Below are 21,503 nucleotides of genomic sequence, written 5' to 3'. Positions count from 1 at the left end.
GCGTGCGCACCGAGCGGTCCCACGAGGCTCCTTGCAGGGCCTCAGATGCGCCGGCTGGTCATGAGGGCCAGCACAAGCGCCGCAACCGCCGCGGCTCCCGTGACGGGACCGACGAGGGCGGGGTGCTCGGCAAGCACGTACACGCTGCCGCCCAGAGCGCCGAGGGTCGCGACGGCGGTGAGCTCGTCGTCGTGGCGCGGAGGGTCGGGCTGGGGCGGGAGCGAATTGCGGGCGTGGGTCACGGCTGTCCTTCCGGTCGGGTCTTCTTCGGCCCTTCGCAGTGCTCGGGGCGGGCCGGACAGGACGATGGAGGACAGCGGGGTAAGCCACGCAAGCCACAGCGTCGCGGCGTTACGAGGTTCGGCACCGGGGCGATCGCCGGGAAGACAGCGGAATGGGGCGATTGATTCCGCCGTGGCCTTCAGGAGCAAGGACATCCCGCTGCCCGGCATGGCGAAGACGTTGTCCGCCTTGAAGTGCGCTCGCCGCTCGGTCTCAAGACACCAAGAAAGCCGGTGCTGAAACGGCACCGGCTCCTGGTCGGCTCTCCCGCTGCAACGGTCGGGCCGTGTACTCCCTGGTCGGCGTGCGATTGGAGTCAGCAGCGTTCAGGGCAAGGGGGTGGCCCGTCGGACGCAACCTCCTGTTTCGGCGATGTTCGCAGCGGTACTGACCGCGCGGCAACCGTGATCGGCGCACGGACGCATCAATGCGCGGATCGTCACCGCACCCTGCTGAAGCCCCGCCTCAGCCTCTTCTTGCATGGCCGCAGGTCAGCACGCTTGACTTCCTTAGAGACCTCGCCCGCAGACAAAGTATGTGGCGTCCCTGGAGGCCCGCCAGGTGTTAAGCCGTACGGGGACGGTGCCGCATCAACTAGCCCGAAAAGCGGACCTCCGGGCCAAGCCGGTCGCTCAGTCCTGCGACCATCTTTTCCACGCGCCACACCCGAGCGGCTGCAACTGCTCGTGACGCGTACCCGTTTGGAGTCAGCAGCCGGTCCGGTGGCCCGATGGTCACCGACCGCCCAAGGCAGGGGGTTTCCATGCCCAAGTCCGTCCCCGTCTCCTGTGTGGAGCACGAAGTGCCGTTCCGCCGACGCCTCGGTGGCGCCGAGGCGGCCGTGATCATCGTGATTTTCACGCTCGCCGCAGCGTTGCCCGCCTTGGCGGGCATGCCGGTCACGATCGTCCTGCAAGTACTCGCGGGCGCTGGTCTCATCGCCGTGATCGTGGTGAGCCTGGGCGCCAACGCGCCCCGTCCATGGTTTCGGATGGGAGCGAAGGCGCTCCTGAGCACCCTCGCCTGAGGCGGGATCATGTCGCGCCCCGAAACCTTGGTGATCACCAACAACAAGGCACTGCGCGAGCTCGTGGAGTGGCTACGCGGTCACCGAGACCGCACCGGCCTGCACTACCGGGTCCTGGCCGAGCGGGCCGACTGTCACGCAACCACCCTCTCCCGCGCCGCCTCCGGCAAAAGTGTTCCTACGCTGCAGGCTGTGCTCCGCTACGCAACAGCGTGCGAGGCCCCGCAGGATGAAGCCCGCCGCCTGTGGCGAAACGCCCGGTTCGAGGAGACCCGGCGACAGAGAAAAGGGAGGATGCAGGCCGTCGCGAAGCCCCCGTTCATCGGCAATTTGGCAGAGCTGAGTGCGGCCCTGCTCAACGTGTACGAGAGGGCGGGCTCTCCCAGCCTGCGCACGATGGAGGGACGCACCGGCGGCTACGGTGTGCTGCCCCGCACCACCCTCAGCCATATCTTGCGCAAGGAGACCGTGCCGTACGGTATCCCGCAGCTTCAGGCCTTCCTGACAGCCTGCGAAGTTCCTCCAGCCCTCTGGCCGCAGTGGGAAGCCGCTTGGCGCCAGGCACACCTGCACGACAACAGAGTCGTAGTCGTGCGGGACGTGCCGCCGCCGCCCCGTACACACCGGACGAGGGATGCTGCGGCGGCTTCGAACATCACGGTGCAGCTCGTGCGAAAGACCTCACCTCGTGGAGACCGCGCCTACGAGTTCAGGCCCGATGGCGAGACGCGGGTCATCGAACTTGAGTGAGAGGTGTCCCTATGTGGCTGCGCGAGGCCGCCGTCGGACCCGTAAGCGGCTCGACGACGGTCCCTCGCAGTCCCTCAGGTCCCGGATCATGGCGGCGGCAATGCTGGCGATGGTCCTGCGGACGCGGGCCAGCGGCGATGATGACGCTGACTGCCACGAGGCACTTCCTCGTCAGGTGAGTCCGGCGGCGGCGTTGTCGGTCCAGCCGTTGGCCCGGTGCATGTAGCCGAGCATGCTGCGGGAGTGGCGGGCCCAGCCGCCCTGGTCGGCGATGGCGACGGCGTCCTTGCCCGCAGCGCGTCCTTGCGAGGCGAGCCCGATGCGCAGGGAGTGCCCGGTCCAGGCGACGGGGACGTTCGCGCGCTGGGAGGCGCGCTTGATCGCGCGGGTGACGGAGTCGGAGCTCATGCCGCCGGTGACGTTGCCCCAGCGGTCGATCCCGACGTAGGCCGGCGCGTCGGGCGCGCTCCAGCGCGGGTCGGCCTCGGCGGCGAGCCGGGCCCGGTAGGAGGCGTAGGCGCGCACGCCGCACAGCTCGGGGTCGGCGGAGGGCGGGACCTTCGCGGTGCGCACCGAGTGCTTCGTCTTGCCGGTGAGGATGTCGATGAGGAGCCCGTGCTCGACCTCCTCGATGTCGGCGGCGAGGAGACCGGCGGGGACCTGGGCGCGCGCGGCGTACGGGAACGAGGTCAGCACGAGGGAGCGGTCGCGCTCCCCGGCGAGGGTGTCGGGGCAGGAGCGCGCGATCGCGCGCAGCCCCGCGATCGTGCCCGGCACCGCTTTGCCGCGCCCGCGCCGCTCGCCGTCCTTCAGGAGCTGGACGGCGAGCCCTTCGAGCGCGGCACGCGCGGCGCCCTGGTCGTCGCCGGAGACGGGGACGCCGCGCTCGCGCAGGCCGACGACCGCCCCGGCGAGGTGGGTGGAGGCCGAGCTCGGCGCGTAGCCCATGCCGGTGTGCTGGCCTTCGCGCAGCATCCACGCCACGAACGCGACGAGGGAGCCGCGCGTCGCCCCGGTCTCGGGCAGGCCCGAGACCGCGCAGAACCGCGCCCACACCCGCCACGCCTTCGCGTAGGTGTCGAGCGTGTTCGCCGGGGTGATGGCGCGGGCGACCGCGTCGGCGAGGTCCTCGGCCTCCTCCAGGCGCCGCGCGGCCTCGACGCCGTGCCGCTGCGCCCACAGTTCGAGAAGCGCGGCATGCTCGGACGCTGCTGGAGGCGCGAGGCCAGGTGTATTCGTCATGGCGTGCCGTCCTCCAGTTCCTCGTCGATGCTGAAGTCCTCGGGGCCGTCGTACGCGAAGGCCCCGGACGCACTGCACGACTCGCACAGATCCAGCGGCGAGCCGGTCTCGCCACGGTCTGTGGCGGTTCCGCAGGCGGAGCACCAGCCCAGGTTCGGGAATGGGGTGAGGCAGGTGAAGCAGAAGGCGGATGTCTCATGAGCTCCGTGCAGGAGGACTCCGGTACCGAGATTCTGCTGCTGGCATGTCGGGCACGTGTTGGGGCGTTCCGGGGCTCCATCCCGTCCTCCGAAGTACATGGGCACAAGGATGTCCGTGGGCCTGGACAGTCCGCAGAAACGGCAGGTCGCCGTGTCGGGGGAGTCCTCCTCGGTAGGCAGTCCCGTCCTGGAGCCCTCGATCACCAAGGCGAGCTTTTCGCACTCGGGGCACTCGATGGTTCGGTTCTCCACGCCCTCCTTGCGCAGTTCGTTGCCGATGCGCTCCATGCGCTGGTCGCCGTAGGCGGTGACCCGGGTCAGTCCTTCCCTGAGTGATTCCAGGCTCTTCTCTGCCTCTCGCAGCTCCGACTCGTTGGTCAGGTAGGGGAGGAGCTGTTCGTCGCAGAAGCGGATGAGGAAGTCGAGCACCTTCGCCGTCCGCTCTTCGACCTTGGTCGCGGAGACGGTCAGGCCGAAGTGCTGGAGCTTGTTGCGGTCCTTGCCGAGTGCTTCGAGTTGGGCTTCCTCGGCGGGCGTGATGGTCGCCTGCACGATGTTGCGAAGGCGGACGATCGCCTCCTTGAGGGACACGCTGTCGAACTCGTAATTCTCCAGGGCCTCGTGCGTCACCTTGATGGCTTTGGCGGAAGGGGCGAAGACGAGGGTCCAGTGCTCGGCGTGTAGACGCGCTTTGAGGAGGACCTCGGCCGCCGCGTAGAGGTGCAGGACGGCGTACTTCACGTCGCGAGCCCCGCCGCCTTCCCATTCATCGAGGTGTCCCACGGCGCTCTGGAGGAAGTCGAGGCCGTTGCGCACGGGCGGGAAGTCGAGGTGCCCGGGGCCGGGCGGGGGCGTCCAGGGCCGCCACCGGGAAGGGCGTGGCAGAGGTGCGGGCCTGCTCGTCGTTCTGCCGTCCTCGCTCATGCGCGGAATTCCCCTCCCGGTTTCCGGCGCGTGGGCCGACCGGCCGTCATGTCCCTTTTTGTCGCGTCGGATAAGGAGAGCTTATCCGACGCCATGCCGTCTCCCGCTACCGTTCCGCCATGACCAGCGCACCCCGCCCCCGCTTCTCCGTCCGCACCGGTCTCGCCGCCGCGCCCGACCACGACGGACCGCACGAAGGCGTACCCGGGAGCGGCCAGGCTCATAGCGAAGACCGAACAGGAGCCCGGGGGCTTCCGTTGGAGCAAGAAACGTGATCTTCAGGACCGACCAGGCAGCACGTTGAGAGGATGCGCCATGGGAGAAGAACGTAACGAGAGTCCAGCCCAATTGCGCCGACACTGGCACGCGATGACCGAGCTAGGCCAGTCCGGACCGGACAGCGTCCCGTGGCCGGACGATCTCGGGAAAGCCCCGATGATCATCGACACCGACATCGGTGGCGACGCGGACGACGCGCTTGCCGTTGCCGCCGCCGCCCGCCGAGTTCCGGAACTTGCCCTGGTGCTCACCGGCGACGAGGTCGACGGCGAGCGGGCCCGGTTCGCGCGCCACCTGCTCGATCTGCTGGGCCGTCGTGATGTCGTGACCGTCGCAGGGGCCTCCCTGGGGGGGTCACGCTACTACTGCGTCGACGGGCTGATCCCCGATTTCGTGCCGCAGCAGGCGAGCGGTGTCGTGGAAGCAGTCCGGCAGGTATGTGCCGGAACCGATGGACCCGTGCGGTGGGTGGGCATGGCTCCTCTGACTAACCTCGCCCGCGTGTTGGCCGACGCCCCCGAGCTGGGGGCTCAGCTACGAGTGACACAGATGGGCGGCGCCCTGCGGTACCGGGACCCCGAGAGCGCAGAGCACAACATGCGCTTGGACGTGCCGGCCGCCCGTGCTGTCCTCGACGCTGTCAGTTCCGATGCCCTTGGCATGCCAGAGTTCGTCGCCTCGGAAGTCACCTTCACACCGGCGATGGAGGTCACCGCTGCGAGCCCGCTGTACCAGTGGCTTCGAGAGCCGGACGCGGTGCCGTGGGCGCGGCTGCTCGCCGATCACCTCGACCGGTGGTTCGAAGACTTCTACCCCGGCAGCATCCAGCACGACGCCCTGACGCTGACGGCGGCGATGGACCTGCCCTTCGTCGACTCCGACCGGATTCGCATCGAGATGGACGATCACGGCCGCACGACCCGAGCTGGCGAAGAGGCGGGCGCGATCCTGCGGTGGAGCATAGCGGCCACCTACCAGCCCTTCATGGGCTGGCTCGCCGCGTCACTGACCTCGTCGACCACGCCTCCGGGCCTCAGCGGGCGGGACTGACATGGAGCCGATCGAGACGACCTATCCGCGCTTACAGGACGTTCAGGACGCCTACCGCCTCTCACCCGAGGGCCAGCGGACCGTCGAGGAGGCATACGACGCATTCCGTGCAACCCACGCTCCGCTGATCACCTCCGTCGTGGCGCAGATGCTCCCCCACCTACGCCAGGACGCCGCCGCTGGGCGCAGCATCGTCTTCCTGGGCCGCGACGGACACTCCTTTGCGGCCGCCACCCGAGCGCTGGCGCCGGACTTCTACGCAGCGTCCTGCCACGAAGCCGTGCTCTCCCGCGTGGTGGTGGAGGCCGCGGTCCAGGACCTGGAGGCCAACCGTGGGGACCGCTTTCCGGACTACGAGGGATTCCGTGCAACCCGCAGGCGCGTAGCGGCCGAAGACGTACCCGGCTCGTACCGTCGTCTGACCGCCTACCTGCGGGACACCGGGGTCCCTGCCGGGCGGCCGGAGAGCGCCGTCACCCTTGTGGACAGCAGCTTCAAGGGGACCGTGCAGGAACTGCTGACGGCGATCTACCCACACACAGACTTTCAGGGCCGCTACGCCAGCTTCGGCGCTGCACCGGATGATCCGCACCCCCACCGCAAGCGCGGCTACCTCGTGCATCTCGCGGCCGCACAGACGGGTGAGGGCAAGGGATTCCCGTTCGATGATCTCCACCCCAATGTGGGACTCACCTTCGCCAGCAAAGATCCGATCAACTCCCTGGAGGACACCTTGCACGGCCCCCTCGACACGCCGCTGAGGATCGCGGAGGGCCCTGTCCAAGTGCTCCAGCGCACTGACAGGAGTCAGCTTCAGGGCTTCAACCCGCTGCTCGTCCCCAAGAAGTGGAGGGATCCCCTCGCCCGGGAGGCGGCCAAGGCCGCGGCGCTGCTGGCGGTCCACGACTTCGCGCAAGAGGTCGCGCCCGGGCAGCAGTCGCAGGACTGGTACGACCAGCGGCAGCGTGAGGGCGAGCAGGCCACTCACGAGATCAGACGATGGGCGGCGCGCAGCATCGACGCGGACCCCGGCTTGAAGACCGTCTTGGACAGCATCACTCACCGCGTCGACCACCCCGTCATCACTCGGCTACAGGACTACCTTGCGGGTCGAGGGATTCCTGAACGCGAGACTCATCAGCTTTGGGAGAAGGTCGAAAACGCACCGTCGCGCAGCCACCGGGCAGACCTCATCGACGAGGTCATACACACGGGCGTCCTTCCCGGGCGGAGAGGAGGACGCCCGTCGGCGGAAGCAGCTCGTAAGCGCTCCACGACCACCACCCGGCGGCCGCCGGGGCCCGGGCCGGGACCTGCCGATGATGGCGCCGCAATGCCCCATCGTCGGGGGCCGGACGAGGCGCCGGGGCGGGGGCGCGGCAGATGATCGCGGCGGTCCGCCCGACCGACCTGACCCAATTAGGGGCTCAGGCGTCCGCGCAGATGTGCGTACTGGCCACGAGGGCGGGCCTCGTTCCGTCCGTGGCGTAGGCGCGAAGCTCCACCCGGTGACTCCGAAGATCTTCATCAGCTCCGGCAGGCACTGCATGGCGACTTTGATCACGTAGTCGGGCGAGCCGTTTCTCATCGCCCGTCGCCAGCCCGCTGGCTCCCCAAGCGGTCAGCTCCAGCCAGGAGAAGTTCGCGGTGGACTAAGCGACGAGATGCTCGCTGGCGACCCAGCCCCCAGCCCGGACCGTACATCGCCAACGCCTTTCCGGTGTGCGCCGCCTGCTACACCCCCCTCGCGCCGCTCAGCGAGTAGCGTGAGGGGGGGCTCGCTCAGTCCTCGGCGTGCGTCCAGGCGCTGGGGACGAGACCGGGCATGCGGTGCTCGATCTGGTGCTCGCCCTTGGTGCAGCCGCCGAACGGGCCAGTGGACGCCCGCAGTTCCCGGAGCGCGGGATCGAGATGGTCGCGGTGCCAGACCGAGGGGCCGGTGTACCCGCAGGACGCCGGGTCCGTCAGCTCCTGCCACGCGAGCCACACCGCGTGCAGGCGGGCGATGGCCACGGGGTGCTCCCACCACAGGTGACACCACCGGGCATCGGCCGACGGCTCCCCGAGGTAGCCGGGCACCAGCACCCCCTCGACCCACTCGATCAGCGCGCGCAGCTCGTCGTCGTACTCCGGCGGGTCGAGCAGCAGGATGAACGGCGGGTACTGCCACTCCTCTTCTTCCCCGTCGCTCTCCTCCTCGGCGGCGGCCTCCCCGCCGGCCGACTCCTCCTCGTCGGCGGAGGCCTCGCCCGGCTCCCCCTCCGCTCCCCCGGTCAGCTTCTTCACCAGGTCCGTCAGGCTCGCGACCTGGGCCTTTAGGTCTTCGATGTCCTCGAACATGCCCACCGGCACGCTCAGCTCCGGGGCGCCCTCGGGTTCATCGGCCACTGCGCGTCGCCTTCCGCAGCTCGTACGCGCCCACGGCGCGCTTGGTGATGGCGGCCTCCTCGTCGCGCATCTGCGGGCCGATGTGGGCCATCGCCTTCTCCGCGTACCAGGGCCGCAGCGCGATCTGTGCGACCGGCATGCCGGTGGACATGAGCAGGGCCGTGCCCTTGCGCATGGCGCGGATCTCGGCGGGGTCTAGCACCTGCTCGCGCTGCTCGCTCCAGCTTCGGCTGCCGCCATCCTTGCTCTTGGAGTAGCTGCCGCGCTCGACGTAGTGCGCGCCCGTCAGGCTGCTGATGTCCTGCGCGAACTTCGCATCGTCGATCCCGACACCGACCAGCTTCTTCGTGGCCGCCGACCACATCGAGTCCATGCCGACCTCTCCCCACGCCCGTACGCCCTGGCGGTAGCTCTGGAGGATCACGAACGGCGTGATACCGCGAGATCCCAGGTGGCTGTAGAGGTCGGGCAAGTCCGCGATCTTGCAGATGTTCGCGGCCTCGTCGAGCACGGCGCGCATTGGCTCGGGCAGGCGAGCGCTATGGCGCTCGCCCGCCTCGGTACCGGCCGTGAAGACCGCGTCGGCGACGGCCGCGACCAGGGCGCTCGACGGGCCGCCCTTCTTGCTCAGCAGGTAGAGCGTGTCCGTGCTGGTGGCGAAGGTCTCGGGGTCGAAGCGGGCCCGATGCTTGTCCGGGGTGACCCACGCGAGGACCTTCTCGTCGCGCAGTGCGGACATCGCCGTACGCGCGTTCTGGTAGATCCCGCTTTGGGTCTCTTCGGCAATATTGATGGAGGAATCGACTTGTTCTGCGAGCACGGGTTCGTGCTGGTAGAGCACGCGGAGCGGCGCCTTCTCCTTCGGGTCGGACAGCCACCTCATGACCTCGCGGACGGTGGCTCCCTCCCACCACGCGGCCCGGTAGAGGCCGGTGAGGAGGTCTCCGGCCGCCTGAGACCAGAAAGGATCGGCTTGCTCGCTCGTGATCTGGTTGACGAAATGGCTGGCCAGACGCTCGGCTCCCTCCAGCGTCTCGGCCTGCGCGACCAGGTCGACCCACACCTCCCGCTCGGCCTGCGCGACGCCCTGGGTGTCGAACAGGAAGGTGGTCCCGACCTTCGCCCGGCTCCCCTTCGTCGCGGCGTAGACGTCCGCCTTGTTGCTGGTCATCAGCAGGGCGCCGGGCGCCTCCTCCGCCACCGGGATGGCCAAGGAGGTCGACTTGCCCGCGCGGGGCGCCATGATGGCGACGTAGGTGTCCTCGTCGGACCCCCGCAGCTCGACCCCGGACGGCATGTGGTCACCGAGGAGCACGCCCCGGTCGCGGGCCGGAAGCTCCTTCGGCTTCACGCCCTTCAACGAGGCCCTCAACCGGGTCGCGGTACGGGCCGCGTGCTTGGGCGTCAGCTCGCGCACCTGGTGCAGCGTCGCCAAGCTGGACGGGTTCCTGAACCAGCGGAATGCCCAGCGCATCCCCCACACGAGGAAGACCACGACCGCGAGGTCGGCGACGGTGGCGCCGACGATGGAAGCGGTCTGCGACTGCGACCACACCGTCGACCAGTCGTTCACCATCCGGTAGACGGTCAGCGGGGAGGCGGGTGCCACGTCCTCGCCGGTCGCCAGCGCGCCGGCCGCCGCCCCGGCCCACGTCGTCGCGGCCAGCGCCGCCGCGCCGCCGACCAGGATCGCGCCGCCGGCCCACGCCCGGTCGTTGTCCGTCATCATCGGCTGTCGCCTCCCACGCTCGTCCTCCTGCGCCGGTTGGTGTCCGTGCGGTAGAGCCGCTGTTCGGTCGCGGTCAGCTCCAGCGAGGCCGCGATCCCGGGCCGGGTACCCACCTTGATCAGGTATTTGCCGCGGCCCGGGTGCCGTGCGCCCTCTTCCTCCAGGGGCACGTTGACGCCGTCGGCATCGTCGTAGCTGGGGTCGATGTCGAGCCCGGTCGACGTCGCCGACGACCATGAACCGATCATCATGCGCTCCTGCTCGGTGAGGCTGCGCTTGCCGGTGACCCGGGTCAGCTCCTCCTCGGAGGAGGCGCCGATCACCCAGGTGTCGCACCGGTCCATCAACCCGCGCGCCTTGGCCCGGTCGGTCTCCGTCGGCAGCGCCTCGACGTCCAGCAAGCTGTGCGTGACGTAGATCGTCACATCGTTGGTGGTCCTGTTCAGACGGCTGATGGCGTCCATCGCGTCCACCAGGCCCGGGCCGGACCGCAGCGCGCGCCACATCTCGTCCATCGGCAGCACGAGGGACCGGTCCATCAGGCCGATACTGCGGGCGGAGTCGATCGCGGAGTAGGTGTACGCCCACGTGGCGATCATGCCCGCGCTGACCACGTCATTTCCGCGGGCCCGCAGGGCGGAGATGTCGACCGAGACGGCGGGCGCCGAGATGTCCAGGGGGGTGGTCGTCGGGCCGTCGAAGAGGCCCTTCAACGGGCCCCCGATCAAGTTGTCCAGCCCGGCGACGACTTCCCTCGTCAGGTCCCGGTACCGGTCGTCCTCGGCGGAGAGCTTGGTCCGCAGTGCCTCGGGCGCGTCCCGCAGCACCTGCACGACGTCGCCGACCACCGGGTCGCTCCCCGACGACTGGGCGGCAGAAGCGACGTGGACGGCCGTGTCCAACGCCGAGCGCTCGATCGCGTTCGGGGCCTTGCCGAGTCCGTGCTTGGTCGACAGCAGGGCGACCAGCGTCTCCAACCGGCGCCCGTTGAGGACGTCCAGCAGGGCCTCGCGCTGCTTCACCGGCAGCGACTGCGCGCGCCCCTTGAGCGGCCCGGAGTCCAAGGGGTTGAGACGGCCGATGCCGTCGCCGATCCGGACCACCGACCCGCCGAGTTCGCGGACCATGTCGCTGTACTCGCCCTTGACGTCCCCGGGCACGCAGGTCATGAACCCGAGCGCCGAGTAGACCATGCACACGCGCTTGACCAGCGCTGACTTACCCGCGCCCGGCTGGGACATGACCCAGACGCCGGGATTGGTCGTGAGCTTGCCGGTCCATCCCGACGGGTCGATACACACCAACTCGCCGGTGAGCACATCCCGGCCGACCGGCACCCCGCGCGGCGGGAGACCGCTGCCGAGGAGGAAGGGGTAGATGCCGCCCGCCTGGCTGGTCGGACCGGTGTAGATGGTGCCGGTGTCCTCGACCGGGACGCGGCCACTGAACCGGCCGCCCCAGCCCAACCTCGGGGCGAAGCGGCCCCGCAGCTTCTTCTCCGCCCGCCGCTCCTCGCGGGTCGGGGCCTGCTCGATCACCTTGACCACACGCTTGGGCGTGGTCACCGGAACGGACTTGGTCTTGCCCATCGTCGTCAGTCCTTCACCAGCGGGGAGTAGCCGATCGGCAGTCCGGCCGCGAACACCGCGGCCTGTGCGCCGAACGCGCTCCGCATCCGGATGCCGCGGGTCGCCTTCACCGCGCGGGCCAGCTCCTGGCGCGCGGCGGGCAGGTCGGCAGCGCGGCGGGCGGTGGCGGTGACCATGAGGGTCCAGTCGACCACCTGGACGCCGCCGGCCACCTGCGCGGCGGCCCGTTCCGCGCGCTGGAGGTCGGCCTTCTGGCTGTACTTCGCGCGGCCCTTGACCTCGGCGGTCGCCCGCGCCCGGTCGTGGGCGTTGCTGATCTCTCGCTCCAGCACCGCCTCGCCCTCGTGCGGATCGAGCACGCGGTACAGCAGGGTGATGCGGCGCTGGTAGCGCCCCGGGGCCAGCAGGGGCAGCAGGACGCTGTACGGCAGGGGGCGCTTGGGCATCTCGCGCAGCACCCAACTGATGCTGACGCCGCCATCGTGCGCGTACTCCTCCCAGCCGTCGTCGGCGGCCTGCGGCCCGCACTCCGCCCACGACAGATCGGCGAACTCCGAGTCCCGCGCGTTGAACACGTCCGGGTCGTACGCGCTGCGCACGATCCGGCGGAGGTCGACGTCGGTCGCCCGGCGCTCGATGTCCGTGCCCGTGCCGGACAGGTCGAGCGAGTCGACCACCCGCAGCGCCTCGGCGACCTGTTCGGCGAGGTCCGCCGGCGCGTTCACGGAGGCGTTCGGGTCCACCGTGACGCTCATCCACGGAGCGACGCTCGCGGTGGCGTGCGGGGTGGTGCGGACCAGCTCGTCAATGACGTTCTTGGCGAGCTGCGGCGCGTTCGGGTCCTTGCGCTCGGCGACGTTGTCGCCGAGGGCCTCCCCCGCTCCCGGGGTGATCTGGATGGTGACGGACGCGGCCTTGATCTGCTCGTCGGTGCTCATCGCGTCCAGCACGGACGACCAGGTGCGCAGGCTGCTCTGCACGGCCCCGGTGGGCGCCATGAGGCTGCCGCCCGGGGCGAGCAGGGTGGTGATGGTCATGCGGCCGGTCCCCCGGTCGTGGACGACGCCGACGGGCCGTCCGCTGGTCGGGTCGTGCGCCTTGATCAGGGTGGAGCTGGCACCGACGCCGGGAAGGTCCAGGGCGTAGGGGTGCGGCAGCAGCAGGCGCCGGTAGGAGGTGGCGTCGAACTTTGCCGCCCGCTTCCAGGCGACCTTGGCCCAGTAGTAGTTCAGTGCGGACATGCCGTGGCGTCGCGCGGCGGCGAGCCCGAAGACCGCGCCGGTCACCGGGAGAGTGACCAGCAGGGACAGCGGGGCCTGGGTGGCGATCAGGCCGTCCGCCACCAGGATGACCGCCGCGAAGATCGTCGCGTTCCGCGACAGCCCGCCGAAGCCGAAGCTGCGGCGGGCCCGGAAGCCCTCGACCATCAAGGTCTTGGGCACCTCGTGGGTGCTCACTGGTTCTCTCCGCCCATCTGACCGCTCGCCCCCTGGACCGCGTCATTGACGCCGTCCAGGACCTGGATGCCGACGCCGACCGGACCGAGCGCGCCCGCCGCGGTGCTGGTGCCGGCGGTGCCCGCCGTGCCCTGCACGGCCTCGGTGGTGCCCGGCGTGCCGACGCCCGGAACGCCGTCGACTTCGCCGCCTTGTCCGGGTACGCGTCCGGTCTCGTTCCGGGCGGCCTGCGTCTGGGCGTCGCCGCCCTGGCCGCCGTCCTCGCCGTCGCCGCCTTGGCCCTGGCCTTGGCTGCCCATGCTCTGCTCGACGTACTTCGCGTGCTCGACCGCGTTCGTGCCGCCGTCGCCGTCACCGCCGCCGTCGCCTCCGTCGCCGTCGCCTCCGGCCTTCCCGGCGAAGTAGCCCGCGGCCGCGCCGAGGGCGCCGCTGGCGCCCCCTGCGCTCATGCCCGCGCCGACCGCCGCCCCGAAGGGCGCGAAGATCTTCGTGAGCGGGCCCGGGGCGAGCACCGCGAGGACCAGCGTGGCGCAGCCGCGCAGCCATTCCGCGAGGGTCTTCGAGTGGCCGAACTCCGCGAACCCGGTGCAGATGATCACGGCGACCGTGGGCTTGTAGGCCACGATGACCATGCCGGAGGTGATCAGGCTGGGCGCCCACTTCCGGGTGGCCTCGCCGCCGGTCCGACCGCCGCCGGCCACGGGGATCAGCAGGCAGATGATCGGGATGGCGCTCTGCCGCAGGAAGATCATCACCATCTGGATGAAGCCGATCAGCAGCAGCACGCCGACGATGCACAGCAGGGTGATGGGGTTCGAGATCGCGTTGGGCAGCAGGACCGCGATGAACCGCTCGTAGGCCTGCCCGTCGTCATCGAAGGTGGCCTTCACCAGTCCGGCGCTCAGCGCGTCCCCGAGCGTCAGCAGGAACGCGAACAAGCTGACGCCGAGGGCGGACAGGACGATGTTCTCCACCCATCCCTTCATCGCCACCCCGGCGTGCTGCGCCTTCCCGGTGATCGCCATCTTGGCGAGGTTCCACATCACCCCGAACGCGGCGATCACCAGCCCGAGCCACACGAGCATGCCCGCCAAGGTGGCCTTGCCGTCCCACAGGCCGGTGCCCTTCAGGTCGACCGACGGGCCGAGCAGCGCCAGGGTCAGCGTCTTCTTGATGATCCACTTGGTGACGTCCTGGGCGGACTTGATGATGTCGCCGAAGACCGAGTCCCAGACGTTCTTCCAGGCATCCTTGATGGCCCTCTCGCCCACGTCGCCGACCGCGTCGCACATGTCCGAGCCGGTCAGGCCGCCGATGCCGGTGAGCTTGCCGCCGGGGTGCAGGATCGTCCCGAGCACCGAGCCGGTGGTGACCCGGCAGGCCCCCTCGATCGTGTTGCTGATGATGCCGTCGGCCCGCGCGGGCTGCGGCGCCGAGACGACGGACACCCCGAACACCGCGGCGAGGGCGAGCAGCACCGCGGCGAACCGGCGCCCCATGACGCCTCGGCGCATCACGACGCCTCCCGGATGGCCGTCCATCCGGCGCTGTTGAAGTCGGCGTCGCCCGGCGCGACGATCCGCGGCTGCGTCTGGCCCTGGACGTCCTTCTGCGCGCGGGCGGTGGCGTCGCCGGTGAGCTTCCAGTCGCCGCCCTCCCACTGCGCACCGGCCAGCGTCCGGGTATAGGAGCCCTTCTCCTTCTCCATCTCGCCGTTCTTCTGCACCACCCTGGTCAGCAGCCACGCGCTGACCTCGGTGTCGGACTTCTGGATGATCTTGTATCCGACCACGGTGTTGCGGACGTACGCGCCCGCGGGCAGCGACTGGCCGGGGCTCACGCCCATCTGCTTGGCCAGGGACTTGTCGCTCTGCTGGGCTTGCAGCTCGATCTGCTCGGCGTTCTCCGACGACTGGTCCGCCTTGCCGATGTACGAGTGGTAGATGCGGAGCTGCTCGTCGGTGTTGGTCTTCTCGCCCTCGATGTCGGTCGCGTTGGCGGCGACCATCATCGACACCGCGCCCTCGGTCGTCTTCGGGAAGCCGACCTGACTGCCCCGGTCGTCGGTGCGCTTCCCCCGCGGAAGTGCCGACCACTGGTCCGGCTCCGTCCAGTCCTCCGGCGGCGCGTACGTCGGGCCGGGTGAGGCGGACCCGCTCGCGCTCGCGCTCGGGCCCTTGGCCGGGGTGTCCCCGCCGTCGTCGCCGCCGCTGAACACCGCGTAGCCCGTCAGGGCGAGCACGGCCGCGAGCGCGGCGCCGGCGAACCAGGTGCCCTTGGTGTTCCACGTCCCCCTGGTGCGTCCCATGTCCCCCGCCTCAGCCTGCGATGCCGTTGAGGATGGCGATCAGCGATCCGGACAAGATGACCGCGGCCAGCCCCCCGCCCATCCACTTGAAGGGCTCGGACCCGCCGCCGTTGCGGCTCTTGTCCGACACGGCCAGCTTGTAGACGCCGAAGGCCACACCGCCGACCCCGGCCAGGACCAGCAGCCACAGGCCGTAGCCGAAGATCTCGGAGACCGGACCTTCCATGCCCGGGATCTTCGTCGGCTTGGCCCCGGGAATGAGGCTGCCGCCGCCCTTCTTCTTGTCGTCGTCCGCCGCCAGGATGAACGCGGCGACCCGCTCCATAGCCATCTGCTCACTTCCCTTCGATCGTGTGCCGCAGCTTCTCGGCTGCGGACCGAACGTTCTTGTACTCCAGGGCCTCGTCAGGACCCTTAACGGCCCGGAGAACGGGCAGGTACGGCAACCTCGCCACCCCGGCCAGCCGCCCCTCCAGGGCGCGGACCAGGAACCGGGCGTCCTGCACGGGGCGGGCCGGGCTGTCGGCCACCCACACCAGCCACGGCCGGGGCAGCGAGCCCCACCGCTGGAGGGTCTGCTCGACCATGTGCGTGCCGTACAGCGTCGTGTCCGCCACGAGCACCGGAGAGGCGCCGTACGGGATGTGCTCCCCGTACGCCAGGACTCGGGCCCGGGCGCCGCCGGCGTCGTTGTCGAGCATCTTCGCCACCGTCGCCACTGCAATGCCGACACCCATGTCGATCGGCATCAGCGCGTACCGGAGGGCAACCGGCGCACCAGTGCCCGGGGTTGATGTCACCGATTGGGTGGTCATGCCGCAACTCCCCCCTGTATGCCTTTGTTTAAGTCACGATATTGGGTTCTTGGGATCACTGAGGCTAGCGTGAACCCCCGACAAACCTGGGTGGTGTTTTCGCGAGAGCCGGAGGTCAGGCAGAGGTGTCGCTCTACAACAGCGCACGGCGGCCGGGGATTTGCCTGCAAAGCGGCGGCTGTTTCGAGACGGCGAACACGTTCCGGCTGGTCACTCCGGCCGGAGTCACAGCGTCAACACACACACCCACAGCCACACCCCCGAGTCGCCAACGGTTCCGCGCGGACGCCTCCATTTCGCCGTGCGAAATGAAGAGGGCGGCATTTCGTTGTGCGAAATCGCCCTACCTGAAACCTGATCCCCGACCCTACGTGAGCCGCGCTCTCGTAGCCGGTCCGGCCCCGGCGAATGGAGGCGCACATGCCAAACAACTCGTGATCTAGTACGGCAGAAAGTCACACAACCGGCACGACAGCGAAGCGAGAACACGCACGGGGGGACAGCACGTGAAGGTGCTCATGGGGGCCGTCGCCGCGGTCATAGGACTGGTCGTCCTGGCGCTCCTCGCGGTGGTGGGTGTGGTCATCGGCGACGACGCATCGGCCACCGAATCGACCAGCTCCAGCGGCGGCCTCAAGGGTGTGCCCGCCGAGTTCCGCGAGTGGATTCTCAAGGCGGACGAGGCCTGCAAGGAGCAGGCGATGACCCCGGCTCTGCTGGCCGCGCAGCTCTGGCAGGAGAGCAAGTTCAAGACCTCGAAGGAGGAGGCCACCAGCTCCGCCAACGCGCAGGGCCCGGCTCAGTTCCTTCCCTCGACCTATGCGACGTGGGCGCGCGACGACGACGGCAACGGGGAGGCCAGCCTGTGGGACATCGGCGACGCCGTCATGGCACAGGGCCGGATGATGTGCTCCCTGCTGAAGCAGGCGAAGTCCTCCGGCTACCCGGGCGACGTCCGCGCCCTCGCGCTGGCCGGCTACAACGCCGGATGGGGCCGGGTCGAGCAGTTCAAGGGAGTGCCGCCGAAATCGTTCGCGAAGGGCGAGACCTTCAACTACGTCCAGCTCATCCTGAGCTACCTGCCGCGCTTCCAGGGCCCGAGCCTGATCCAGGTCTCCGGGCACGGCTCGGGAGCCGACGCGCTGCGCAAGGCGGTCGGCCGGATCGGCACCCCGTACGCGTGGGGTGGCGGCGGACCCTCCGGCCCGTCGAAGGGCTTCTGTGACGGCACCAACGGCTACTTGAACGGCGACTGCGTGGCCTCCAGCACCACCGGCTTCGACTGCTCCGGGCTGACCCAGTACGCCTTCGCGCCCAAGCTGAAACTGCCGCGCACGGCGTCCGCGCAGTACGGCGCCACGTCCGACCGGCCCGTCTCCCGCAGTGACCTCAAGGAGGGCGATCTGCTGTTCTGGTCGCACGGCGGAAGCGGCAGGATCTATCACGTCGCGATCTACGCGGGTGACGGCAACGTGGTGCAGGCGCCGCGCACCGGTAAGAACGTCGAACTCGCCCCGCTGACGTCCGCGATGCCCGAGCGGGACTACTACGGCGCCACCCGCCCCTGACCCCGAAACGACGTGTGCCGCAGACCGACGATCGGTCTGCGGCACACGTGCGTCCGGCCGTGCTCTACCGGGTCTTGCCACTCTTCGGCGCGGGCCCGGCCTCCCGGTGCGCGGCCACGCCGGGCGTGGCCGTCGCCGCGGCCGTGCCCTTCGCGGCCGGCTTAGTAGGGCCCACGCTCGGCGACGTCGACCTCGCGGCCGCCGTGCTCACCTTCGGCCCCGCCGCGCCGACCGGCTTGCGCAGCGCATCGTTGGCGGCCTGGATCAGGCGCCGCCCCATCTGCGTCTGCGGGCCTTCCTGCCACGAGGGGTCCTTCGACAGGCGGGCCAGGTGCTCCGCGACCGGCTGACCCTTGCTCTCCATGTCCGCCATCCGGGCGGCGACCAGCGGCCACTGACGCGAGGTCACCAGCAGGTCCGCCTCCCGCTCCGCGCCGGGCAGGGCCTCGCGCACCATGCGCGTGAACTTCGCGTTCTCCGACGGCGCGATCGAGAGTTGCCGAAGGGCCCGCTCCCTGTCCCCCAAGTCGAGATCCTTGGGGATGTCGAGCCCGGTCGTCAACGGCCCGTACGACAGCTTCGCGTCCCGGCTCGTGGTCGGCGCTTCCCCGGCCGCGAGCACCTTGGCGACCGCCTGGTCGACGCCGACGCCCTCCTCGTGCGCGGCCGCGAGCAGAGCCCGCACGTCGACTCCGCGCTCGTCCATCGTCGCCATCGTCCGCGCCATCTCCGGCCACGCCGGGGAGGACAGGATCGCCTCGCGCACCGGTCCCGCCGGCAGCGTCTCGCGCAGCGCCTTCGCCCACTCCTCGGTGCCCTCGCGCTTGATCTTCTCGGCGTTCGCCGCGACCTGGTCCCGCACGTCCACGGTGATCTCGCCGACGCGCGGGAGCATCGTCTCCAGGTCGACCCCGGCGGCTTTGAGTGCCATGAGCTGCTGGGCGAGCTGGGGCCAGTCCGCGCCCTCTAGCAACGCCGTGGCGATGTCGTCCGGCAGGAATTTCTTGACCTCCTCCGAGGCCTCCGCCGCCGCCTTCTTGGTGTCCGGGAGTTCGTCCTCCTTCCCGGCCTTCTTCTGCTGCTGACGGCGCACCGCGTCCGCGATGGCCATCACCAGACGGAACGCCATCATGGAGGTCTGCACCGCCTCGGCGGCGGCCTCCGTGAACGCCTCCCCGGGGCGTTCCTCCGGTGTCGGCATCGACATGTTCGCTCCCCTCGTTACCGGGCCCGTCGCGGGCCCTTACACTGCTCGTCACCCGGCGGCCGACGTGTCGGTCCGGGCGCCCCCGTCTTGCGCGGCCCACCGGTGCGGCCGGTGCCGCCCGTGGACGTCGGCGACGGGTTCTTGCCGGTGGCAGTCGTCGTCGCACCGCGCTGACGACTCCACCCGTCCAGTCGCCATGTAACGAGTTGGTGCGTGATAGCGGGTGAGGTGTCGTGCCACGTGGATGGCATGATCCCGCTGTGGCGATCATGGTCAATCGGGCGGTGCTGGCGCATCGACTGTTCACGGGGCTCTCCCGGCGTCATCTTGCGTGCTTGGTCGAAGAGTTGGCCGAGCCGTGGCAGGCCGGGGTCGAGGGTCGCCGCCATGCTGTGCGAGGCGGGGCCCGCAAGCGGGCCGAAGGCGCCGGCGCCCGCCATCAGCTGGTGTTCGTCGACCGGTTGGTGGCCACACTCATCCACCTGCGGCACGACCTGCCGCACTCGGTGCTGGGGCTGCTGTCAGGTGTCGACCGATCCACGGTCACCCGGGCGATCGGAGAGGTGCGCACGCTCTTGGCGGAGCGGGGGTGCGCGGTTCCCGACCGTCCCGGCCTGCGGCTTCGGACTCTGGCAGATGTGTTTGCCTACGCCCAGGCCGAAGGTGTCGAGCTGCGTCTGGACGCCACCGGGATCCAGGTCCGCCGGCCACCGGCCGGCCGCGGCGGCCGGCGCGCATTCGTCTCGGGCAAGAAGAAGCAGAACACGATGAAGGCCACCGTGATCGCCGGCTGGCGGGGCCGCACGTTATGGACCGATGCCCTACGACCTGGGCGTATGCACGACGCCACCGCCGCCCGCGACGAAGGCATCGCCATCTGCTTCCAGCACTTCCCCGACGTCGAGGTCCTGTTGGACGACGGCTACCTGGGGCTGAGCCGCGACCATCGCGGGCAGGCGATCACGCCGCCGAGAAAACCCCGGCCGGGAGCACTGCCCGACAGAGTCGAACAACGGGGACGCGACCGCCACGGCCACTCGTCCGACCGCATCACCGTCGAACACGCCCTCGCTGATCACAAACGCTGGAAGCAACTGACCCGCTGGACACATCGCCGCGACCGCCTGCCCGACACCTACCGCGCCATCGCCGGCCTCGTCTCCGACCGCAACACCAGCATCTGAAAACGGCCGTGAGCAGGGCAAACACACCTCACCCGCTATCACGCACCAACTCGTAAGACTTCCCCGCCCCCGGGCGGGGAAGCAGGGCCCAGCGAAACGGGAAGACGCCCGGCTCAGCCAGGCGCCACCTCGGCGGGGCAACCCGCCGATATCCCCGCGAGCGCACAAAGAGAAAGCAAAGCCATCCTGAACGTGCAGGTCAAAAAGGGTACGGCCCGCGCGCAGGGGATGACCCAGCAAGGCCCAGTCGGCGGTGACGCGCTGTCCTTCCGGTGGAGTCCTGCAGCGGCCCGGGGCGTGCGCCCGCCGAGCGGCCGGCACCGGAAGACCTGGGAGAGATGCTCGATCGGGTGGTTCCGGGGCCACCGGTATGCCGCGGAACGGAGGACCGCGTCGGCGCAGGGGCGGCGAGGTGCTGGCCGCGGTCATCCTCGGGACGCGCCGGGACCAGTCGCCACCTGATCACACCGATAGGCGCCTCCGCGGCGAACTTGTACGGCAGTCGGGTCTCATCCGAACGTGGCGACCAGCCGTCCGATGACCTCCCCGCGCTGGAGCCGGCCGATTCCGTCGGCGATCTCCTCGAAGCCGATCTCGGTGATGCGTGAGGACAGCTTGCCGTCGGCGACGAGATCCAGCACCGCCGCGCAGTCTTCCTTCGTCCCTGCCTGTGAGCCGACGAGTTCGACCTCGTTGAGGGTGAGCGCCTGGAGGTCGATCTCGGCGCGCGCGCGGCCGAGGCCGACCTGAACGATCCGTCCGCCGCGGCGGACGGATCGGATCGCGCCGTCGGTGGTCGTCCCGAAGCCGGCGAAGTCGACGACCACGTCGAGGTTCTCACCGGCGAAGTCGATGATGTCGTCGGCGACCCTCTCGGCGCCGAGCGAGCGTGCGAAATCGTGCACGCGCTGGTTCTTCTCGGCGACGAACAGCCTCGCGCCGAGTGCGAGCGCGGTCTGCGCGCCGAGCGAGCCCAGCCCGCCGAGCCCGATGATCCCGACTCGGGAGCCTGCGGAGACCTGCCCCTGTACCGAGACCGCGTGGTAGGAGGTGAGGCCCGCGTCGGTTGCGGCTGCCGCCTGATCGAACGGCACCCCGTCCGGCAGGGCGACGACGAGTCGTTCGAGGGCGACGACCTCGTCCGCGAACCCGCCGTTCTTCGAGGTTCCCGGGCCTTCGATGGCCGCGGGGATGACGACTCTCTGGCCTACGGTGAACCGGGTCACACCGGATCCCACGGCAGAGACGGTTCCCGCGATCTCGTGGCCGAGTGTGATCGGCCGGAACGGCAGCAGCGGAGTCAGGGTGCCGTCGAGGAATCCGACGTCACTGTGGCAGAGGCCAGCGGCGCGGACGTGTACCACGAGCTCGTCCGCGGCCGGTGACGGTGCCGACACCTCGTTCAGGGTGAGAGGTTTTCCGACTTCGGTGAACTGCCATGCGCGCATCGTCTGCTCCTTGGACGCTTTGTCTCTCGGCGGGTGACGGGTGTGCCGGCGCCCGT

Annotated in this window: 19 protein-coding genes; 6 read left to right on the top strand and 13 right to left on the bottom strand. The window is 69.9% G+C overall.

The features are described 5' to 3' along the window. Positions 1–41: 41 nt before the first annotated feature. Complete coding sequence (locus SSBG_RS33500) at positions 42–530, bottom strand: hypothetical protein (RefSeq protein ID WP_008749706.1); 489 nt, start codon at positions 528–530, stop codon at positions 42–44. Positions 531–1,045: 515 nt separating this feature from the next. On the opposite strand from SSBG_RS33500, the gene SSBG_RS29695 reads away from it, so the two are divergent. Together SSBG_RS29695 and SSBG_RS29690 are read left to right on the top strand one after the other, a co-directional pair. Beyond that, positions 1,046–1,309, top strand: coding sequence for a hypothetical protein (locus SSBG_RS29695; protein WP_158677852.1), 264 nt, complete (start codon positions 1,046–1,048; stop codon positions 1,307–1,309). A gap of 9 nt (positions 1,310–1,318) precedes the next feature. Next, complete coding sequence (locus SSBG_RS29690) at positions 1,319–2,059, top strand: helix-turn-helix domain-containing protein (RefSeq protein ID WP_008749704.1); 741 nt, start codon at positions 1,319–1,321, stop codon at positions 2,057–2,059. A 171-nt stretch (positions 2,060–2,230) separates the two neighbouring features. Here SSBG_RS29690 and SSBG_RS29685 read toward each other — a convergent pair whose 3' ends face one another. Together SSBG_RS29685 and SSBG_RS30425 are read right to left on the bottom strand one after the other, a co-directional pair. Then, positions 2,231–3,301 (bottom strand): integrase, encoded by a 1,071-nt coding sequence (locus SSBG_RS29685; protein ID WP_008749703.1) that lies wholly within the window; start codon positions 3,299–3,301, stop codon positions 2,231–2,233. Next, positions 3,298–4,425, bottom strand: coding sequence for a serine/arginine repetitive matrix protein 1 (locus SSBG_RS30425; RefSeq protein WP_234010803.1), 1,128 nt, complete (start codon positions 4,423–4,425; stop codon positions 3,298–3,300). The genes SSBG_RS29685 and SSBG_RS30425 overlap by 4 nt, the downstream gene beginning before the upstream one ends. Before the next feature lie 435 nt (positions 4,426–4,860). Here SSBG_RS30425 and SSBG_RS29675 point away from each other — a divergent pair, with 435 nt between their 5' ends. Next, a complete protein-coding gene (locus tag SSBG_RS29675) occupies positions 4,861–5,754 on the top strand; it encodes a nucleoside hydrolase (protein ID WP_234010802.1) in 894 nt (297 codons plus the stop codon). A 1-nt stretch (position 5,755) separates the two neighbouring features. After that, positions 5,756–7,141 carry a hypothetical protein gene (locus SSBG_RS29670; protein WP_008749700.1) on the top strand — a complete coding sequence of 462 codons (1,386 nt, stop codon included), beginning with the start codon at positions 5,756–5,758 and terminating at the stop codon, positions 7,139–7,141. Between the two features lie 395 nt (positions 7,142–7,536). Here SSBG_RS29670 and SSBG_RS30420 read toward each other — a convergent pair whose 3' ends face one another. The 8 genes from SSBG_RS30420 to SSBG_RS32365 are packed head-to-tail and all read right to left on the bottom strand — an operon-like array spanning position 7,537 to position 16,040. Next, positions 7,537–8,142 carry a DUF4913 domain-containing protein gene (locus tag SSBG_RS30420; protein WP_008749699.1) on the bottom strand — a complete coding sequence of 202 codons (606 nt, stop codon included), beginning with the start codon at positions 8,140–8,142 and terminating at the stop codon, positions 7,537–7,539. Next, entirely contained in the window at positions 8,132–9,871 is a 1,740-nt protein-coding gene (locus SSBG_RS29660) for a type IV secretory system conjugative DNA transfer family protein (RefSeq protein WP_008749698.1), read from the bottom strand. The genes SSBG_RS30420 and SSBG_RS29660 overlap by 11 nt, the downstream gene beginning before the upstream one ends. Continuing rightward, a complete protein-coding gene (locus tag SSBG_RS29655; RefSeq protein ID WP_008749697.1) occupies positions 9,868–11,460 on the bottom strand; it encodes an ATP-binding protein in 1,593 nt (530 codons plus the stop codon). Before SSBG_RS29655 ends, SSBG_RS29660 begins: the two co-directional genes overlap by 4 nt. A 5-nt stretch (positions 11,461–11,465) precedes the next feature. Beyond that, the gene (locus SSBG_RS29650) at positions 11,466–12,917 is read right to left on the bottom strand and encodes an SCO6880 family protein (protein WP_037872329.1); all 1,452 of its coding nucleotides are present in this window, start codon (positions 12,915–12,917) and stop codon (positions 11,466–11,468) included. Further along, positions 12,914–14,431 carry a hypothetical protein gene (locus tag SSBG_RS35540; protein ID WP_037872328.1) on the bottom strand — a complete coding sequence of 506 codons (1,518 nt, stop codon included), beginning with the start codon at positions 14,429–14,431 and terminating at the stop codon, positions 12,914–12,916. The genes SSBG_RS29650 and SSBG_RS35540 overlap by 4 nt, the downstream gene beginning before the upstream one ends. Then, entirely contained in the window at positions 14,431–15,225 is a 795-nt protein-coding gene (locus SSBG_RS29640) for a hypothetical protein (protein WP_008749694.1), read from the bottom strand. Before SSBG_RS29640 ends, SSBG_RS35540 begins: the two co-directional genes overlap by 1 nt. Positions 15,226–15,235: 10 nt before the next feature. Next, positions 15,236–15,556, bottom strand: a complete 321-nt coding sequence (locus SSBG_RS29635) for a hypothetical protein (RefSeq protein WP_234010801.1) — start codon at positions 15,554–15,556, stop codon at positions 15,236–15,238. A gap of 4 nt (positions 15,557–15,560) precedes the next feature. Beyond that, positions 15,561–16,040: a hypothetical protein gene (locus SSBG_RS32365; protein ID WP_008749692.1), complete on the bottom strand. Its 480-nt coding sequence runs from the start codon at positions 16,038–16,040 to the stop codon at positions 15,561–15,563. 518 nt (positions 16,041–16,558) lie between these two features. Here SSBG_RS32365 and SSBG_RS29625 point away from each other — a divergent pair. Continuing rightward, on the top strand, positions 16,559–17,608 hold the full coding sequence (locus tag SSBG_RS29625; RefSeq protein WP_106429472.1) for an NlpC/P60 family protein: 1,050 nt from the start codon (positions 16,559–16,561) through the stop codon (positions 17,606–17,608). 64 nt (positions 17,609–17,672) lie between these two features. Here the strand turns inward: SSBG_RS29625 and SSBG_RS29620 are convergent, their stop codons facing one another. Next, complete coding sequence (locus tag SSBG_RS29620) at positions 17,673–18,815, bottom strand: hypothetical protein (protein ID WP_008749690.1); 1,143 nt, start codon at positions 18,813–18,815, stop codon at positions 17,673–17,675. A gap of 269 nt (positions 18,816–19,084) precedes the next feature. Here SSBG_RS29620 and SSBG_RS29615 point away from each other — a divergent pair, with 269 nt between their 5' ends. Then, complete coding sequence (locus SSBG_RS29615) at positions 19,085–19,999, top strand: transposase family protein (protein WP_008749689.1); 915 nt, start codon at positions 19,085–19,087, stop codon at positions 19,997–19,999. Positions 20,000–20,508: 509 nt separating this feature from the next. Here the strand turns inward: SSBG_RS29615 and SSBG_RS29610 are convergent. Next, positions 20,509–21,447, bottom strand: coding sequence for a zinc-binding dehydrogenase (locus SSBG_RS29610; RefSeq protein ID WP_008749688.1), 939 nt, complete (start codon positions 21,445–21,447; stop codon positions 20,509–20,511). Between the last annotated feature and the right edge of the window lie 56 nt (positions 21,448–21,503).

Origin of the sequence: Streptomyces sp. SPB074 (assembly GCF_000154905.1) — a bacterium.
Lineage (GTDB): Bacteria > Actinomycetota > Actinomycetes > Streptomycetales > Streptomycetaceae > Streptomyces.
The sequence above is the reverse complement of the archived record's forward strand: the minus strand, read 5'-3'. Positions and strand labels throughout refer to the sequence as shown.

Coding starts and splice junctions, on each gene's coding strand:
- SSBG_RS29695 (WP_158677852.1), top strand. CDS start 1,046: ATGCCCAAGTCCGTCCCCGTCTCCTGTGTGGAGCACGAAGTGCCGTTC.
- SSBG_RS29690 (WP_008749704.1), top strand. CDS start 1,319: ATGTCGCGCCCCGAAACCTTGGTGATCACCAACAACAAGGCACTGCGC.
- SSBG_RS29685 (WP_008749703.1), bottom strand. CDS start 3,301: ATGACGAATACACCTGGCCTCGCGCCTCCAGCAGCGTCCGAGCATGCC.
- SSBG_RS30425 (WP_234010803.1), bottom strand. CDS start 4,425: ATGAGCGAGGACGGCAGAACGACGAGCAGGCCCGCACCTCTGCCACGC.
- SSBG_RS29675 (WP_234010802.1), top strand. CDS start 4,861: ATGATCATCGACACCGACATCGGTGGCGACGCGGACGACGCGCTTGCC.
- SSBG_RS29670 (WP_008749700.1), top strand. CDS start 5,756: ATGGAGCCGATCGAGACGACCTATCCGCGCTTACAGGACGTTCAGGAC.
- SSBG_RS29660 (WP_008749698.1), bottom strand. CDS start 9,871: ATGATGACGGACAACGACCGGGCGTGGGCCGGCGGCGCGATCCTGGTC.
- SSBG_RS29655 (WP_008749697.1), bottom strand. CDS start 11,460: ATGGGCAAGACCAAGTCCGTTCCGGTGACCACGCCCAAGCGTGTGGTC.
- SSBG_RS35540 (WP_037872328.1), bottom strand. CDS start 14,431: ATGCGCCGAGGCGTCATGGGGCGCCGGTTCGCCGCGGTGCTGCTCGCC.
- SSBG_RS29640 (WP_008749694.1), bottom strand. CDS start 15,225: ATGGGACGCACCAGGGGGACGTGGAACACCAAGGGCACCTGGTTCGCC.
- SSBG_RS29635 (WP_234010801.1), bottom strand. CDS start 15,556: ATGGCTATGGAGCGGGTCGCCGCGTTCATCCTGGCGGCGGACGACGAC.
- SSBG_RS32365 (WP_008749692.1), bottom strand. CDS start 16,040: ATGACCACCCAATCGGTGACATCAACCCCGGGCACTGGTGCGCCGGTT.
- SSBG_RS29625 (WP_106429472.1), top strand. CDS start 16,559: ATGGGGGCCGTCGCCGCGGTCATAGGACTGGTCGTCCTGGCGCTCCTC.
- SSBG_RS29620 (WP_008749690.1), bottom strand. CDS start 18,815: ATGTCGATGCCGACACCGGAGGAACGCCCCGGGGAGGCGTTCACGGAG.
- SSBG_RS29615 (WP_008749689.1), top strand. CDS start 19,085: ATGGTCAATCGGGCGGTGCTGGCGCATCGACTGTTCACGGGGCTCTCC.
- SSBG_RS29610 (WP_008749688.1), bottom strand. CDS start 21,447: ATGCGCGCATGGCAGTTCACCGAAGTCGGAAAACCTCTCACCCTGAAC.